General features: G+C 74.6%; 12 protein-coding genes. 7 read left to right on the top strand and 5 right to left on the bottom strand.

The genetic code is table 11. The features are described from left to right. Positions 1-186 precede the first annotated feature (186 nt). Positions 187-3,039 (bottom strand): AAA family ATPase, encoded by a 2,853-nt coding sequence (locus ACGFNF_RS19290; protein ID WP_393169479.1) that lies wholly within the window; start codon positions 3,037-3,039, stop codon positions 187-189. Positions 3,040-4,430: 1,391 nt separating this feature from the next. Here ACGFNF_RS19290 and ACGFNF_RS19285 point away from each other — a divergent pair. Beyond that, positions 4,431-5,810, top strand: a complete 1,380-nt coding sequence (locus ACGFNF_RS19285; RefSeq protein ID WP_393169477.1) for an AMP-binding protein — start codon at positions 4,431-4,433, stop codon at positions 5,808-5,810. A 45-nt stretch (positions 5,811-5,855) separates the two neighbouring features. Here the strand turns inward: ACGFNF_RS19285 and ACGFNF_RS19280 are convergent, their stop codons facing one another. Continuing rightward, positions 5,856-6,335 (bottom strand): cold-shock protein, encoded by a 480-nt coding sequence (locus ACGFNF_RS19280; protein ID WP_393169475.1) that lies wholly within the window; start codon positions 6,333-6,335, stop codon positions 5,856-5,858. A 174-nt stretch (positions 6,336-6,509) separates the two neighbouring features. Here ACGFNF_RS19280 and ACGFNF_RS19275 point away from each other — a divergent pair, with 174 nt between their 5' ends. Continuing rightward, a complete protein-coding gene (locus tag ACGFNF_RS19275; protein WP_393169473.1) occupies positions 6,510-7,172 on the top strand; it encodes a 4'-phosphopantetheinyl transferase in 663 nt (220 codons plus the stop codon). On the opposite strand, the gene ACGFNF_RS19270 is transcribed toward ACGFNF_RS19275, so the two are convergent. Continuing rightward, on the bottom strand, positions 7,169-8,578 hold the full coding sequence (locus ACGFNF_RS19270; protein ID WP_393169471.1) for an acyl-CoA synthetase: 1,410 nt from the start codon (positions 8,576-8,578) through the stop codon (positions 7,169-7,171). The two genes, ACGFNF_RS19275 and ACGFNF_RS19270, sit on opposite strands and share 4 nt — an antisense overlap. 237 nt (positions 8,579-8,815) lie before the next feature. Between ACGFNF_RS19270 and ACGFNF_RS19265 the strand changes: the two genes are divergently transcribed. From ACGFNF_RS19265 to ACGFNF_RS19245, 5 genes are all read left to right on the top strand, one after another. Beyond that, on the top strand, positions 8,816-9,490 hold the full coding sequence (locus ACGFNF_RS19265; protein ID WP_393169469.1) for an HAD-IA family hydrolase: 675 nt from the start codon (positions 8,816-8,818) through the stop codon (positions 9,488-9,490). Positions 9,491-9,765: 275 nt separating this feature from the next. After that, entirely contained in the window at positions 9,766-10,707 is a 942-nt protein-coding gene (locus ACGFNF_RS19260) for an ABC transporter ATP-binding protein (RefSeq protein ID WP_311410136.1), read from the top strand. Further along, on the top strand, positions 10,704-11,441 hold the full coding sequence (locus ACGFNF_RS19255; RefSeq protein ID WP_311410137.1) for an ABC transporter permease: 738 nt from the start codon (positions 10,704-10,706) through the stop codon (positions 11,439-11,441). Before ACGFNF_RS19260 ends, ACGFNF_RS19255 begins: the two co-directional genes overlap by 4 nt. Positions 11,442-11,696: 255 nt before the next feature. After that, positions 11,697-11,942 (top strand): DUF5988 family protein, encoded by a 246-nt coding sequence (locus ACGFNF_RS19250; protein WP_311410138.1) that lies wholly within the window; start codon positions 11,697-11,699, stop codon positions 11,940-11,942. 21 nt (positions 11,943-11,963) lie between these two features. Next, entirely contained in the window at positions 11,964-12,344 is a 381-nt protein-coding gene (locus tag ACGFNF_RS19245; RefSeq protein WP_151452392.1) for a glyoxalase/bleomycin resistance/extradiol dioxygenase family protein, read from the top strand. Between the two features lie 32 nt (positions 12,345-12,376). Here the strand turns inward: ACGFNF_RS19245 and ACGFNF_RS19240 are convergent, their stop codons facing one another. Beyond that, positions 12,377-14,119 carry a hypothetical protein gene (locus ACGFNF_RS19240; RefSeq protein WP_393169466.1) on the bottom strand — a complete coding sequence of 581 codons (1,743 nt, stop codon included), beginning with the start codon at positions 14,117-14,119 and terminating at the stop codon, positions 12,377-12,379. A gap of 6 nt (positions 14,120-14,125) precedes the next feature. Continuing rightward, the gene (locus ACGFNF_RS19235) at positions 14,126-15,574 is read right to left on the bottom strand and encodes a VWA domain-containing protein (RefSeq protein WP_393169464.1); all 1,449 of its coding nucleotides are present in this window, start codon (positions 15,572-15,574) and stop codon (positions 14,126-14,128) included. Positions 15,575-15,576 lie beyond the last annotated feature (2 nt).

The raw sequence follows: 15,576 nt of genomic DNA, 5'->3' as shown, positions 1-15,576 counted from the left end.
GCGTTAGCCAACGGGCCCCTTCCTCACACCGTGGTGCCGCGGGGTGCCGGGCGACGTGGTGGCGCGGGCCCCGTGCGGCCGCAGGTCGACGAACCGGTCCGGGGACGGGCCCCAGGAGACCACGGCCGGCGGTGAGCCGTGGCCGGGACGGTCGGCGGGGCAGGAGCGGTGGTCTGCCCGCGAAGGTCAGCGCGGCCGGGGCCCGGCGGGCCGGTGGCCCGGGTCGTCCCTGCCTCGCGGCGGTGGGTCCAGGACCGTCGCGCCGGGTCGGTTCATGCGCAGCCGGGCGGCCAGCTCGCTGCGCGAGTTGACGTCCAGCTTCCGGTAGATCCGGGTCAGCCGCTGCTCGATGGCGCTGACGGTCAGGAAGAGCTTCTCGGCGATCTCGCGGTTGGTGTGGCCCTGGGCGGCCAGGGTGGCCACGTTGCACTCCGCGTCGGTCAGTCCCCGGACGACGGCCGTCGCGCCGGCGCCCTCGGCGCCGCCGCTCCTGGCGGAGAGGCCGGGTCGCAGCATCGGGATCCCGCACTCCTCGGCGAGGACCCGGGCCGACCGCGCCGCGACGCGGGCCTGCCGCAGGTCGCCGACCTGCTGGTAGGCCTGACCGAGGTCGGCCAGGTTGTGCGCCAGCTCCATCCGGTCACCGCACTGCCGCAGCAGCCGGACGGCGCTGCGCAGGTGCGGGATCCGGTCCGGCCCGTCCTCCGTGGCGGCCAGCACCCGCAGGGCGGCGGCCCGGTGCCGCACGTGCACGGGCCGCAGCCGGGCCAGCTCCTCGCGGACCAACCGGCCGGCCTGCTGGCGGCGGCCCATCCGGAGCAGCGCCCGTGCCGACTCGGTCCGCCACGGGACGAGGCCCGAGAAGTCCAGCCGCCAGCGGTTCATCAGCTGCCCGCAGAGCTGGAAGTCGGCCAGGGCCGCCTCCGGGCTCTCCGCGGCGAGGGCGTGCATCCCGCGGGCCTGCAGGTAGTGCAGCCCGATCGGGGTCTCGAACATCGCCGGGGGCACCGGCACCTGGAGGGAGGCCGCCGCCGCGTCGAGCTGGTCCATGAAGGTGAGGGCCCGTACCCGGACGGCGAGCGGAATCCCGATCACCACTCCCCAGCCCTTCGGCGAGAGCTGACCGAGCGCCTCGTCGGCCAGCTTCTCGGCGCGGGGCAGGTCGCCGAGCCGCCCGGCGACGGCCGCCCGGAGGGCCGCGAGCGTCGCCGACGGGGTGGGGTAGCGCGGGGTGGCGGGGTTGCGGCCCAGCCGGTCGCACCAGTCGTCGGCCAGGTCCAGCCGGTCGGCGTAGATCATGGCGATGAGTGCGCAGACGGCGGTCCACATGTTCGGCTCGTCGTCCAGCCCGGTGGTCGACAGCGCCCGCTCGGCCTGCTCGACGGCGCTGGCGTCACCACGGTCGAGCACGGCGGACAGCAGGGTGGCGCCCTCGATCCCGCGCTTGACCTTGGCCAGCGTGAGCGGGTCCCGGGCGGCCACGGCGGGTGCGGGGCGGTCGACCATCACGCCGGGGTAGAGGGTCGACATCCAGCCCGTGGTGACGAGCAGTTCGGCGGCGGACCTCGGGTCGACGCTGTCCGCCCGTTCGCTCAGGTGGTTGACGAGATCGACGGCCTTGTCGATCTCGCCGTGCCAGAGCAGGTAGTGGATGGCGCCAGCGGCCTGCTGGCTGCCGAGGTGCCCGGCGCGGATGGCGCTGACGACGCCGACCAGGTGGGGGATCGCGGCCTGCGGGTCGAGACGCCACTCGGCGCGGGCCAGCGCGGAACGGATCCGCGCCCGCAGGCATTCGCCGGGGCAGCTCCGGTGCGCGCGGCGCAGGTAACGCAGCGCGGTCTCCATCTCGCCGTCGCGCAACGCCTGCTCGCCCGCGTCCAGCAGGGTCTGCGCCATCCAGGGCTCGGCCAGCTCGTCGATCCCGACCAGATGCGGCGCGATCCGGGCCGGGGCCGCGCCGTCGTCGTGCAGCAGGCAGGCCGCCTCCAGATGCAGCCGTGCGCGTTCCTCGGCGGTCATGCCGTCGAGGACGGCCTGGCTCACCGCCGGATGGCGCAGCCCCTGTTCGGTGATCAGTCCCGCGCTGGTCGAGTCGTCGATCGCTCCGAGCGCGGCCCGTGACCGTGCGTCGACGAGGTGGGGCAGCAGGTTGCCGTGCAGCGGCTCGCCGGTCACGGCCAGCACCCGGGCGGCGTTGAGCACCAGTTGGTCGCAGCGGTACAGGCAGCTGAGCACGGCCTCCCGGAACGACTCCCCGGTCACGGGACGGTCAACGGGCCGGGGCGCGGCCGCCTGGTCCTCGGCGAGCGCCTGCACCAGCAGCGGGTTGCCGCCGCTGATCCGATGGCTCTCGTCGGCGATGGTCCGGGCGACCGGAACGCCGAGTCGCCGGGCGAGCAGTTGGAACGTTCCGTCGGCGGTGAGCTGCGGCAGCCGGATGCGCTGCAGTCGCGCGGGTTGCAGCAGCTCGGCGTGCACGTCGGGCCGCCACGGCCGGGTGCGCGGCGCTTCCGTCAGGATGATCAGCACGGGCAGCCCGGAGATCCGTCGGGCCACGTAGTCGAGGCAACGCAGCGACGGCACGTCGGCGTGGTGGACGTCGTCGACCGCGATGACCAACGGCCCCTGCGCGGTCATCTCCAGCAGGGCACCACCGATCGCGGCGGTGGCCAGGGCGGTGTCCTCGTGGTCCGTGTCGTCGGCGTCGGTCCAGGTGAGGGCACCCGCGTCCAGCAGCCGCCCGAGGCGGGCCCAGAGGTCGGGGTTGCCGGCTCCACTCAACGGCGCCGCCCGCACGAGCTGCCGGATGACCTCCAGCGGGACGGTGCGTTCGGCGCGGGAGGCACTCGCGCCGAGGACCCGTGCCCCGGAGTCGCAGGCCTGCCGGGCGAAGGTCTGCAACAGCGTGGTCTTGCCGGAGCCGACCGGGCCGGTCAGCACGGCGACGGTCCGGTTGGTCGGGGAGGCCTCGCTGCTGAACAGGTCCGTCAGCCGGCGTTCCAGCATGCTGAGCAGGCACGACCGCTCGGTCAGCTCCATCGACGCGGCCCCCGGAGGAACGTGCGGTCCGCGGTCACCGGAGGGGCCGCCCGCCCTGCGCGCCCCTCGAGCTCGACGAAATCGGAGACCGGCAATTCTTGACCCATTCCATTATTAGCAAATATAGACGACCGTCGAGCATGGCCGGAGAGCCATCGACCGACTTGGCCGGCTGGCGACTCCGGGTCGCGCCCCCATCAGCGTCGGTGATAATTCCCCAGCCTCTCCGGGCCGGCCTTCCCCCTATCGACCACTGTGATGGCGAGAGTATGGCAGTTCGGCAATTGGGCGGCAAGCCGAGGTTTGTAAAGGATGGGCAAACATCGGTTCTGTCTCGCGTCGGCCCGAGCCGGCTTCGCGCGTGTGGTCGACAGCGGAAAGTCGCCGGGTGGTCCCGTAACGTGACAGTATGCCGCCGTGGCCCATTGGTCGCGCCTTTTCCGGCCCGCTCGGCGATTGGCGGACGCGTTCTTGCGTGCTAAGCGTCCGGTGCGTGTCCACGTCGTCACCGCGACGGAACTCCCGTCGTCGGCCCGTCGGCGGCGAAGCCGCCTCCCGTCGGCGGCCGTCCCGCGTCGGGTGGGCCGGAAGCCCTCGACGTCATCCCGTGTAAGCGCTGCTCAACTGAGTGTCAACATGGCCGGCGGGCGGCCCGGTGGCCATGGGCGCGGTGCGGCCCGGCGTGGGAGCGCTGACGGTCGGAAGGGGGTCGGGGGTGCCTGTCGGCCCGCGGGCCCGGACCGGCGACGGGAGGCTCCAGGGCGCGGGCGGGCGGCTCGACAATTGTTAAAGGTTCCCGATTGTTGCGGCGTGCGACATCGCCTGCCCGAAGTGCGACTGCGGGCCGCCGGGTCGCCCGGGATCGGGACTCGGCGGGCGTCGCCGATGTGCCGCCCGATTCGGACCTTTGGGAAATTCACCGATTATGTTGTTAAAAAAGAATTATGCGTCCAGGGGCCTGTCGGCGGGCGCCGGTGTCGCTGCGTGGGCGACGGAATGCGGTCGGACAACTGTAACCGACATCAATGTCTTGGTGCTTCATTACTGCTGATCTACAATTTCCCGTCAAAAGTCGACTCCAATGTCCGACACTGTCGGCGAGTCGTCGTCCATCCATAGTGTCGGCCACGGGAAAGGGTGGTCCGGCCCGCCGCTGCCGAAAGCCGGACGAGATCCTGTCCTACCTGGCCTGTCGGCCTTGCAGGGGACCCGGTCCGGGCAGCTAGGGGTTGTGCCGGGCCGATAGCCCGGCCTAATTTCGGGGCACCCGTTTCCACCATCGGGATAGTCGGATATGGGGCCGTGCCCCGTGACCTGAAGGGTTCTGTGGCCGTCGTGATGTTCCACCTGCCGCCGCGACTCGTTGCCGCCCTCCGCAGGGGATAGCGCAGATGACACTGCTGCCGGCGCTGCGGGGATTCGGCGCGGACCGGGCCGATGCTGTCACGGTGGCCGGCGGCACGCTCTCCAGCGAGGCCCTGCTCGGCTGCGTCACCGCGGTCGCCGACCGGATCAGGGGTGCGGTCGCGGTCGCCGTCGACGGCACACCGACCCTGGAGACGGTGGTGGGAATGCTCGGCGCCGTCCACGCGGGCGTCCCGCTCGTACCGCTGCCCCCCGACGCGGACGAGTGCGAACGGGGCCGCATCCTGCGGCAGTCCGGGGCGACGGTGCTCCTCGGCCGTAACTGGTCCGACACCCACCGGCTGCCCACCGTCCCGGTCGACCTGCGGGAGCGCTCCTCGACACCGCACCCCGAGCCGGCGCCGGGCACCGACGCGGTCATCCTCTACACCGGTGGCGCCGGCGGGCCGTCGCGCGGGGTACGCATCTCGCGTCGCGCCATCGCCGCCGACCTCGACCTGCTGGCCGACGCGTGGCGGTGGAGCGAGGAGGACGTCGTGGTCCAGGGCGCGCCGCTGTTCCGGGCGTACGGCCTGGTCGTCGGCCTGCTCGGCGCGTTACGGGTCGGCAGCCGCTTCGTCCACCTCGACCGCAACGCCGCCGCCGGACCGGTCGGCACCATGTACCTGGGGTTGCCCGAGCAGTGGGCGAAGATCGCGCTGAACGCCGGCTGGGCCCGGTCGCTGTCGGCGGCGCGGATCCTCATCTCCGCGGACGCCCCACTGGCCTGCGCCGTGGCCGAACGCCTCCGGCTGCTCACCTCGCACACGCCGGTCCAGGCGTACGGCACCACCGAGACGCTCATCGCGCTGACCGGGCGGGCCGACGACCCCACGGTCGCCGGTGCCGTCGGCACCCCCCTGCCCGGGGTGGAGACCCGGGTGCTGGACCGCGAGGCCCGACCGGTGCCGGCCGACGGCGAGTCGGTCGGCGAGCTGAGCATCTGCGGGCCGACGCTGTTCAGCGGCTACGTCGAGGGCGGGCGGGGCCATGCCGCCGGTCACTGGCACGCCACCGGCGACCTGGCCACCGTGGCCGCCGACGGCTCGTACCGGATCATCGGTCGGCGCGGGCTCGACGTGCTGCACTGCCGGGGCCGGCGGATGCACGCCGGGCAGATCGAGGAGGCGTTGCTGAGCCATCCCGGCGTCCGGGAGGCCGCCGTCGTCGGCACGCCGCACGACGCGCTCGGCGAGCAGGTCACCGCGTACGTCGTCGCCGAGGGGTTGACCGCGCAGGTGCTCATCGACCACGTCGGCCGGTACCTCTCCGCGGGTCAACGGCCCCGGCGGGTGCACTTCGTCGACGAGCTGCCGCGCAGCGCGCTCGGCCGGATCAGGAAGTCCCTGCTGATCGCCGCCGGTTGAGCCGGCCGGGCCGTGGGCGGCGGTCCACCGACGCCCGCCCCGCGGTCAGCCCTCCACCCAGCCGTGCCGTCGGGCCAGGTCCAGCATCCGGGCACGCACCGCCACGATCTGGGCCCCGGTCAGGTCCGACACGGAGGTGACCAGTGCCTCGGTGGTCTCCGTGCAGAAGGCCCGCTCGGAGAGCACGTCACACAGGCCCTCGTCGTCCTCCGCACCGCCCGTGGCCGGCCCGCCGTCCCTGCTGCGCCCTCCGGCGAACGCCACGCCGGCCCGGGAGGGCGCCGCGGTGCCGGCCGCCCCGTTGCGCTCCGCGCCCACGGCAGCGCCCACCACCCGCACCAGCACGGCCTTGGGGCCGCGGTCGGTCCCCACCGCCTCGTACTCCACCGGGACACCGGGCGTCAGCGCCCACTTGTCGCCGTCCAGCATGTTCGCGTGCACGAACACGTCGTCGCTGCCGTCGTCCGGGGCGATGAACCCGTAGCCCCGCACCTCGTCGAACCGCACCACCTTGCCAGTGAGCATCGCTTTTCCCGCATCCATCCGACCAAAATCCGCGTACCCCGCCCATGGAACCGGAGCCCGCCCCCAGACTGGCAGCCGCCCGCGCGGCCCGGCACCCGTACCCGACCCCTATGGTGCACCGTACCGTCGGTGCCGGCGCGGCGCGGCTCGCCGCAGCGCCTAGCATCGGCGGACGTGATCGAGCAGATCCTGCCCCCCGCCGTGGCGGTGGCCGAGGCCTTCACGGACCCCGCCGGCCTGACCCTGTTCCCCGAGGAAGAGGCGCTGGTGGCCCGGTCGGTGGAGAAGCGTCGCCGGGAGTTCACCACCGTGCGGCACTGCGCCCGCACGGCCCTCGGCGAGCTGGGCCTCGCGCCGGTGCCGATCGTCTCCGGCGCCCGCGGCGCCCCGGTCTGGCCGGCCGGCGTGGTCGGCAGCATGACGCACTGCGACGGCTACCGGGCGGCGGTCCTCGGCCGTACGACCGCGTTCGCCACCCTCGGCGTGGACGCCGAGCCGCACGCGCCGCTGCCCGACGGGGTGCTCGACGCGATCGCCCTGCCGGCCGAGCGGGTACGCACCGCCACGCTGGGCGCGGCCCGCCCCGCCGTCTGCTGGGACCGCCTGCTGTTCAGCGCGAAGGAGGCGGTGTACAAGGCGTGGTTCCCGCTCACCGGCCGGTGGCTGGACTTCTCGGAGGCGGACATCGTGATCGATCCGGCCGGCACGTTCGAGGCCCGGCTGCTGGTGCCTGGCCCGGTCCTCGACGGGATCCCGGTGACGGCCTTCGCCGGCAGGTTCCTGGTCGAGCGGGGACTGGTCGCCACCGCGATCAGCATCCCGGCCGTCCGGCCCTAGTCCGCCGTCAGCCTGGTCTTCTGCACCTTGCCGAGGGCGTTGCGGGGCAGCGCGTCGACCAGGCGCACCTCGCGTGGCCGCTTGTGCGCCGACAGGTGCCGGGCCACGAAGTCGATCAGTTCGGCCCCGTCCACCCCGTCGCCCACCACGTACGCGGTGACCTGCTGGCCGAGGTCGGGGTGCGGGGTGCCCACCACGGCGGCCTCGCGGACCCCCGGGTGCGCCAGCAGGGCGTCCTCCACCTCGCCGGCGCCGATCCGGTAGCCACCGCTCTTGATCAGGTCGGTGGACGCCCGCCCGACGATCCGGTGCCAGCCGTCCGGGTCGACGGTGGCGACGTCCCCGGTGCGGAACCAGCCGTCCGGGGTGCGGCTCGCCGCGTCGGCGTCCGGACGGTTCAGGTAGCCGTCGAACAGGGTGGGACCGTCGACCTGGAGCTCGCCCATCGCCGCCCCGTCGGCGGGGAGCGTGGCGCCGTTCTCGTCGACCAGCCGCGTACGCACCCCGGGCAGCGGCAGCCCGACGGTGCCCGGCCGGCGCGGGCCGTCCGCCCGGGCGCTTACCGTGATCAGGGTCTCGGTCATCCCGTACCGCTCGACGGGCCGGTGCCCGGTGAGGGTGGCGAGGTCCGCGAAGACGGCCGCCGGCAGCGCCGCGCTGCCCGAGACGAGCAGTCGCGCCGGACGCAGCGCCCGTGCCGACTCCGGGTCGGCGGCGATCCGGGACCACACGGTCGGCACGCCGAAGTACATCGAGCCGTTGGCGGCGGCGTACCGTTCGGGTCGCGGCCGGCCCACGTGGTGCAGCCGGCCACCCAGCCGCAGCGGCCCGAGCACGCCGAGCACCAGCCCGTGCACGTGGAACAGCGGCAGGCCGTGCACCAGCAGGTCGTCCGGCGTCCACGCCCAGGCGTCGGCCAGCCCGTCCAGGCAGGCGGCGACGGCACGTCGGGAGATCACGGCGCCCTTCGGGGCGCCGGTGGTGCCGCTAGTGTAGAGGATCACCGCGGTGCTGGCCGGGTCCGGCTCGGGATGGACGGTGTCCGAGCGCCGGCTCAGGTCGACGGGCACGACGGCCCGGCCCGTGCCCTCGGTGGTGCGCCCCGCGCCGGCCGGGACCAGTAGTGCCGTCGCGCGCGAGTCGCGCAGGATGTGGTCGCGCTCCATCGGCCCGGCGTCCGGCGGGACCGGCACGACCGCCGCCCCGGCGGTGAGGGCGCCGACCACCCCGACCACCGTCTCCAGGGTCGCCGTGGCCTCGATGGCGACCCGGTCGACGCCGTGCAGCTCGTCGGCCACCGCCGCGGCCAGGCGGCGCAGCTCCACCCAGGACACCGAGCGGTCGTCGACGCGGATGGCGTCCGGACGCTCGTCGGTGCCTCCCGCGAGCGCGCTCAACAGCGGCATGGTGCGACCCCTCTCCAGCGGCTCGGGCCCGGGCCGGTCCGGCCGGGCGTGCCGCGGCGGCCGGACGACGGGCACCCGGGACGCCGGTAGGGTCGGTGGGGCGCCGGCGGATCCAGGTGAACGCGGTGCGCCGCGCCGGCGGGCCCGGAACGACGGTCCTGACCGTAGTCGGGGGCACCCCGGCCTGCCACCCCTACCGGGCGGCGCGCCGGATCGGACGGGCGGGAGGTGACGTCGGTGGTCGCGGACGCGACGGCGTGGACGGCGGTACCGGGCGGCGTCCGGGCCGTGGTGCTCGACCTCGACGGGGTGCTGGTCGACAGCCTCGCCGTGGCCAGGGAAGCGTTCGCCCTCGCGTACGCCGAGGTGGTCGGCGACGGCGTCGCCCCGGTCGAGGAGTACTGCCGCCACCCGGGCCGGTACCTGCCGGAGGTGCTGGAGCTGATGGGCCTGCCGGCGACGCTGGCCGGGCCGTTCGTGCGGGAGAGCAACCGCCTCGCGCACCGGGTCACCCCCGTCGACGGGGTGCCGGAGCTGCTTCGTACCCTGCGCCGGCGGGGGATCGGGCTGGCCGTGGCCACCGGCCGCAGCGGGGTCCGCGCCCGCGATCTGCTCGGCCGGCTCGGCCTGCTGCCGCTGGTCGACCACGTGGTGGGCTCGGACGAGGTGCCCCGGCCGAAGCCCGCTCCGGACATCGTCCGGCGGGCGCTGCGCCTGCTCGGGGCCCGCCCCGGGGAGGCGCTGATGGTCGGCGACGCCCCCAGCGACCTGGCCAGCGCGCGGGCGGCCGGGGTGCTGGCGGTGGCCGCGCTGTGGGGCGAATCCGACGAGGAGACCCTGCGCGCCGCCGGCCCCGACGTCGTCCTGACCCGACTCGACGAGCTGCTGCCGTGCTGCCCGGCCCGCCGGTGACCGACCCGCGTGGACGGACACCTGCGGTGACCGAGCGGCACCCCTGCCCCCGCGCCGCGTTCGCGGTCGGCACCCCTGTCCCGGGCCGATTCCCGGTTCGATACCCCCGATTTGTCAGCTGATCAGTTGATCGGCACATCGGTTGGCCGGATGATGTCGGGCGTCGGTCGGCCTGGCGCCGGCCGGCCGGCCCGTTCCCGCAAGCCGACGCCGCGATCAGCCGAGGGGTCCGCCCTTCTCGACGGCAACCCGCACGTGAAGGAGGACCACCCCCAATGCCGGTCATCGAAGTCGATCATCTGCAGAAACGGTACGGCGAGAAGATCGCGGTCGACGACGTCTCCTTCACCGTGGAACAGGGCGAGATCTTCGGCGTGCTCGGCCCGAACGGGGCCGGCAAGACCACCACGGTCGAGTGCGTGCAGGGGTTGCGTCGTCCCGACGGCGGCACCATCCGGGTGCTCGGGCTCGACCCGGTCCGCGACCGCACCGAGGTTCGGCAGCGCGTCGGCGCCCAGCTCCAGGAGAGCCAGCTGCCGGACAAGGTACGGGTGTGGGAGGCGCTGGACCTGTACCGGTCCTTCTACCGCAACCGGGCCGACATCGACGAGCTGCTGACCGACCTCGGCCTGGCCGAGCAGCGCAACACCTACTTCCAGAAGCTCTCCGGCGGTCAGAAGCAGCGGCTGTCGGTGGCCCTGGCGCTGGTCGGCAGGCCGGAGGTCGCCATCCTCGACGAGCTGACCACCGGCCTCGACCCGCAGGGTCGCCGGGACACCTGGGACCTGGTCGAGCGGATCCGCGACCGGGGCGTCACCGTCGTGCTCGTCACCCACTTCATGGAGGAGGCGCAACGCCTCTGCGACCGGCTCGCGATCATCGACAAGGGTCGGGTGGTGGCCATCGACAGCCCCGCCGGCCTGCTCACCCGGGTCGGCAGCGAGCACCGGGTGCACTTCCGTCCCGCCGAGCCGGTCGAGGACGCCCTGCTGCTCGCGGCGCCCGACGTGACGGGGGTTTCCCGCTACCGCGACGAGGTGACGGTGACCGGCACGAAGGACGTGCTCCAGTCGGTCCTGTCCGTGCTCAACGGGCGCGGGATCCGCTACGACGCGCTGCGGGTCGAGCAGCCCACCCTCGACGACGCGTTCGTCTCCCTCACCGGCCGTTCGGGCCGGACCGCCGCGCAGTCCCCGACCGACGGGAGGTCGTCGTGAGCGCCCTGTCCAAGCTGATCGCCGTCGAGACGAAGCTGTTCCTGCGGGAACCGGTGTCGTTGTTCTTCGTGTTCGCCCTGCCGATCGGCCTGATGCTCGTCTTCGGGTTGCCGCAGCGCGCCGGCACGGCCGCCGACACCGGGCAGCACGCCGAGCAGACCTTCCTGCCGTCGCTGGCGCTTGCCCTCACCATCGGCATGCTCGCGCTCTTCACCCTGCCGATGGCGCTCGGCATCTACCGGGAACGCCGGGTGCTGCGCCGCCTGGCGACCACCCCGGTGCAGCCCGCGCTCCTGCTGGTGGCGCAGGTGGTGGTCAACCTGGTGATGGGCGTCCTCGGCGCGGTGGTCACCGCGATCGCCGTACGGTTCCTGCTGGACCAGCCGGCGCCGGCCAACGTTCCCGGTTTCGTGCTGGCCTTCCTGCTCGGGGTGGCGTGCCTCTTCGCCGTCGGTCTGCTGATCGCGGCGCTGGCGCCCTCCGCCCGGGCGGCGCAGTCGATCGGTCCCGCGCTGTTCTTCCCGCTGCTCTTCCTGGCGGGCGCCTGGCTGCCCCGTGACCGGATGCCGAGCGCGCTGGCCGCCATCGCCGACTACTCGCCGCTGGGTGCCACGGTGGACACCCTCGGTGCGGCGTGGGCGGGCGCCAACCCGGAGCTGCCGCAGCTGATCGCCCTGGCGGTGACGGCCGTGGTCGGCTCCGTGGCGGCCACCCGGTTCTTCCGCTGGGAGTGATCCTCCGCACCCCCCATGGCGGGTGCGGGGGACGTCGTCGCTGCCCAGGGCCGTTCCTAGGGGTGGCCTAAGGGTGTCCGCCGAATGTGATCTGGATTACGTTCGGAGCAGAACGGGCGCCCGGTCACCGGACAAGGACGTTCGACCGCGAAGCGTCCGTTCACCCGGCAACGGGTGTCGTCAGGCCTGTGTGGACGTGTCCGCCGCCATGCGGCGGCTCGTCCGAGGAGTGCGGAATGCGACGGAGGTCGTGCCATGAAGGACGTTTCGCAAGCTGATCCGGTCACCCGGGACGCAGTCGGCGTCATCGACGTCGTCCTGGAGGGCGGTCCGGTCGATCTGCCGGCCGACCTGCGCAGCCGCCAGGTGGCGCGGGCGGAGGAGAAGATCAAGGTCCTGCACTACGGCGGGTACGAGCACTTCGAACGGGGCGCCACCCCGCTGGCGGTCGACCTTCCGGTGGTCTTCCGCTGGACCGGTCGGACCCGGATCGCCGAGTAGGGGAAGGGCGGCACCAGTCACATGAGGGCACAGAACCACCGGCCGGGTCCCCACCTGACGGTCAGCGACACGAACGAGGCCATCGCCTTCTACACGGATGTCTTCGACGCCGTCGCGATCGTGCGGGAGTGTCTGCTCGACGGGCACGTCCTGCACGCGGAGCTGGCCGTCGGCGGCCACCGCCTGACCGTCAGCGAGTGGTACGAGGCGGGCGCGCCGTCGGCGGTGGAGAGCCGCGACGACGTGCTGACCATCGAGCGGACCGACCCCGAGTCGGTGCTGCGGCGGGCGGTGGCCGCCGGTGCCCGCGTCGAGACGCCGGCGGATCCGTCGCGCCAGGTGACGCTGCGCGATCCCGCCGGCCTGTGCTGGACCGTCGTCGGCCCGCAGCGGGCGGCGTAGGCGAACACCCGCGACGCCCACCGCTCCGTCGGTCATCGCACCGCGCGGGAGCGGTGGGCGTTGCGGGTGCGCAGGGCGAAGAAGAGCGCCGCGGCCCGGCGGACCTCACCCGGTCGTTGCGGATCCGCGGCGATCTCGTGCAGCAGGTCCCGGTCGGCGCGGTCCGCCGCCAGGGTGGTCAACAGCGAGAAGCACTCCCGGGCGGCGTCCCGGCCGCCGGGACCGTCCGCGCCGTCGGACCAGTGGGTGAGCAGCGCCGCCAGCACGTCCGCCCGGAACGCCGGCGCGCCGGCGGCGGCCGTGCCCCGGCCGGCGAGCAGGTGACCCGCGGCGATCGCCCCGACCGGCGCGGTCAGCCGGGCGCGCAGGAAGGCCGGGGTGACGGCGGCCCGGCTGATCGCCTGCAGCGCGACGAACCGCGCCGAGCCGGTGTTCATCAGCGTCACCCACTCGTCGGGCCGCCAGTCGCGGGCGAGCGGCCCGGCCGCCAGGTACTCCACCAGGCTGGGCCAGACCGAGGCCAGGGCGTGGCGGTCGGCCCGGAACAGGTCGGTGGCGAGCAGGATCTGCCGTACCCGCGCGGGCCAATCGGGCAGCACCGCCGCCGGGGGAGCCGGGGCGTGGGCCGCCGACCAGTCGACGACGGCCGCCACCGGGTCGCCGCCGGCGACGGCGGCGGTCGCCGCCACCTCGACGAGGTCGGTGTGCCGGGTGTCCAGCCAGGCGGCGACCGCCTCGCCGTCGGGCGGGTGGCGCCGCAGCGCCGCGCAGGCGGCGTCGAGCCTGGCCCGGCCGCCGCGCAGCAGGGCGCGGACGAACTCGTCGAGCAGGGCGGCCGGGCCCGTCGGCGTGGCCGCCTCCGCCTGCCCGCCCTCCCAGACCAGCACCGCGACGGTGGCGGTGAGCGGATTGTGCACCGGCCCGGTGATGCGCTGGGCGTGGGTCCAGTCCAGGAACCTGCGGGCCGTGGCGCCGTCGGGGAACCAGTGGGCCGCCAGCAGCGCCACGTCCGCGTCGGTGAAGTGCGCCAGGTGGTACGCCGGATAGTCGTCGCCCAGCACGGCCAGTTCGTCCTCCGCCAGGTGCCGTGTGGTCACCAGGACCCGCCAGGGCCTCGGCGGGCCGGCCGGTCCGGGGGAGCGGGCCAGCTCCGCGAGGCGGTTCAGGACGACGGCCCGCTCGTCCGGGTCGGTCACGGCGTCGAGAGCGTCGACGCAGACCAGCCACCGCCGGCCGGGGGCGGGGGCCTGCTCGACGTCGAGCGGGGCGCCGTCGCGCGGGTACGCCTCGGCGAGCGCCGCGGACAGCGGCTGGCGCACCAGGGCGGCGGCCGGCAGGCTCACCAGCACCGGCCCGGGCGGGCAGCGCCGTCGCCGCCCGCGCCCGGCGAGCCACCGTCGCGCCGAGCGGGCGCTCTCGTAGCGCACGAGCGCCGTCTTCCCGCTGCCCGGCTCTCCGATCAGCAGCACGTTGCCGGCGCCGGTGAGCAGGTCCGCCACGTCGACGCTGTCGCCGTCGCCGGACGGGGCGAGCCGTGGCACCGCGCGGCGCGGCACGTACACCTCGGACAGCGGCTTGACGTAGCCGCCGAAGCGGTGCGGGTGGACGATGCCGGCGTCGGCCTCGCCGCGCCAGACCGGGCGCAGCGCGGCCCACCAGCCGCGCCGGCCCCGGGCGCGGTGGCGGAGGGCGACGGTCGCGGTGACGAGCGCGGTGGCGAGCGTCACCGTGCCGCCGACGACACTGGCGACCTTGTCCGAGACGTCCAGGTCCATCGCCGGTCAGGACTGCCCGGCGGGCTGGTCCGCGGACAGGTGGTGGGTGCCGCATCCCTGGCAGTACGCGCCGGTCTGCTCCTCGCGGCAGTGCCGCCACGGCGCGGGCGGTCCGGCCGGCGCGACCCGCTGGGCCGGCGGCTCCTGCGGTCCCCAGCGGGACGTGTGGTGGGCCACGACCAGGGAGGACTGCGTGAGTCGGGCGTCGACGTCGGGCTTGAGGCGGACCCGGCCGTCGGCGGCGTCCAGGACGTCCACGACGCGGGCGAGCAGGGCGACGTCGTCGTCGCGGCCCGTGGCGTGGGCGAGCGCCACCGCGCGCCCGAGGTGCTCCTCCGCCTCGACGACCCGGCCCGCCCGGGCGGCGGCCAGCCCGCGCTGGACCGCCGCCGCGTAGTCCTGCTGACGGGTGTAGTACGCGACGCTCTCGTTGATCTCCGAGTACCGCAGGGCGTCCTCGGTCCACTCCACGTCGAGCGGCACCTCGACCGGCGTGGTGGCCGCACCCGCGTGGACGCTCAACCAGCCGATGCGCCGGCTCGCCCCGGGCGCCATCGCGTCGACCTCCAGGGCGACGTGGTAGTCCCGCTGGTCGTGCGGGCTCCACGCGCCGACCGGGTAGTCGGTGCCCAGCTCGCCGGCCGGCTCGCCGCGCCCGCTCAGGTCGGCCAGCGCCGGGTACACCTGCTTGACGAAGCGGACCCGGGCCAGCCCGGTGGTACGCACCCGGAGCCGGACGTCGGGGACCCGCCGGGACATCGCGCGGGTCAGCACCGCCCGGAAGTCGTCGGCGAGCCCGTTGAGGTCCTCGACCGGCACGACGGGGTTGGCGCCCAACGCCTCCGCGATGCCGAGCAGTTCCGCCGCGTCCCAGTCGTGCACGCCGTCGGCGGAGCCGATGGCGCGACAGTCGACGGTGAACCGGCCCACGCAGTCGTCCACCGCCGCCCGCAGGTCGGCGGGGAGCTGGGACTCGTTGCGCCCGTCGGTGAGCAGGATGACGTGCCCGATCGCGTCCGGCCGCGTGGCCAGCAGGTGGCGGGCCAGCAGCAGCCACGTGCCGATGGCGGTGCCGCCGTGCGGCGTCACGTGCCGCAGCGCCCTGCGGGCGGCGGCCCGGGTGGCCTCGTCGGCGACCGCCAGCCGCCGGTCGACCGGGTAGACCATCGTGGCGCGGGCGGTGCCGGCCACCACCGCGAACGCGACCCCGTCGGGCAGGGCGTCGATGGCCGCGGCGGTGGCCCGCCAGGCGGCGCGCATCTTGACCTGGGGCGCGCCCATCGAGCCCGAGGAGTCGAGCAGGATCACCTCCGCGAGGTCGTCGTGCCGGACGTCGGCGTGGACGGGTTCCTCGCCCCGGACGGTGGCGACCACGTCGAGGACCGCCCCGTCGGCGGAGACGCACTCGGTGTGGTGCGCGCGCAGCCGCAGCGGCAGATCGTTGGCGGGGGACACGG

This window comes from Micromonospora sp. NPDC048868, assembly GCF_043198195.1.
Classification (GTDB): Bacteria; Actinomycetota; Actinomycetes; order Mycobacteriales; family Micromonosporaceae; genus Micromonospora; species Micromonospora reichwaldensis.
The sequence above is the reverse complement of the archived record's forward strand: the minus strand, read 5'-3'. Positions and strand labels throughout refer to the sequence as shown.

Coding starts and splice junctions, on each gene's coding strand:
- ACGFNF_RS19290 (WP_393169479.1), bottom strand. CDS start 3,039: ATGGAGCTGACCGAGCGGTCGTGCCTGCTCAGCATGCTGGAACGCCGG.
- ACGFNF_RS19285 (WP_393169477.1), top strand. CDS start 4,431: ATGACACTGCTGCCGGCGCTGCGGGGATTCGGCGCGGACCGGGCCGAT.
- ACGFNF_RS19280 (WP_393169475.1), bottom strand. CDS start 6,335: ATGCTCACTGGCAAGGTGGTGCGGTTCGACGAGGTGCGGGGCTACGGG.
- ACGFNF_RS19270 (WP_393169471.1), bottom strand. CDS start 8,578: ATGCCGCTGTTGAGCGCGCTCGCGGGAGGCACCGACGAGCGTCCGGAC.
- ACGFNF_RS19260 (WP_311410136.1), top strand. CDS start 9,766: ATGCCGGTCATCGAAGTCGATCATCTGCAGAAACGGTACGGCGAGAAG.
- ACGFNF_RS19250 (WP_311410138.1), top strand. CDS start 11,697: ATGAAGGACGTTTCGCAAGCTGATCCGGTCACCCGGGACGCAGTCGGC.
- ACGFNF_RS19245 (WP_151452392.1), top strand. CDS start 11,964: ATGAGGGCACAGAACCACCGGCCGGGTCCCCACCTGACGGTCAGCGAC.
- ACGFNF_RS19240 (WP_393169466.1), bottom strand. CDS start 14,119: ATGGACCTGGACGTCTCGGACAAGGTCGCCAGTGTCGTCGGCGGCACG.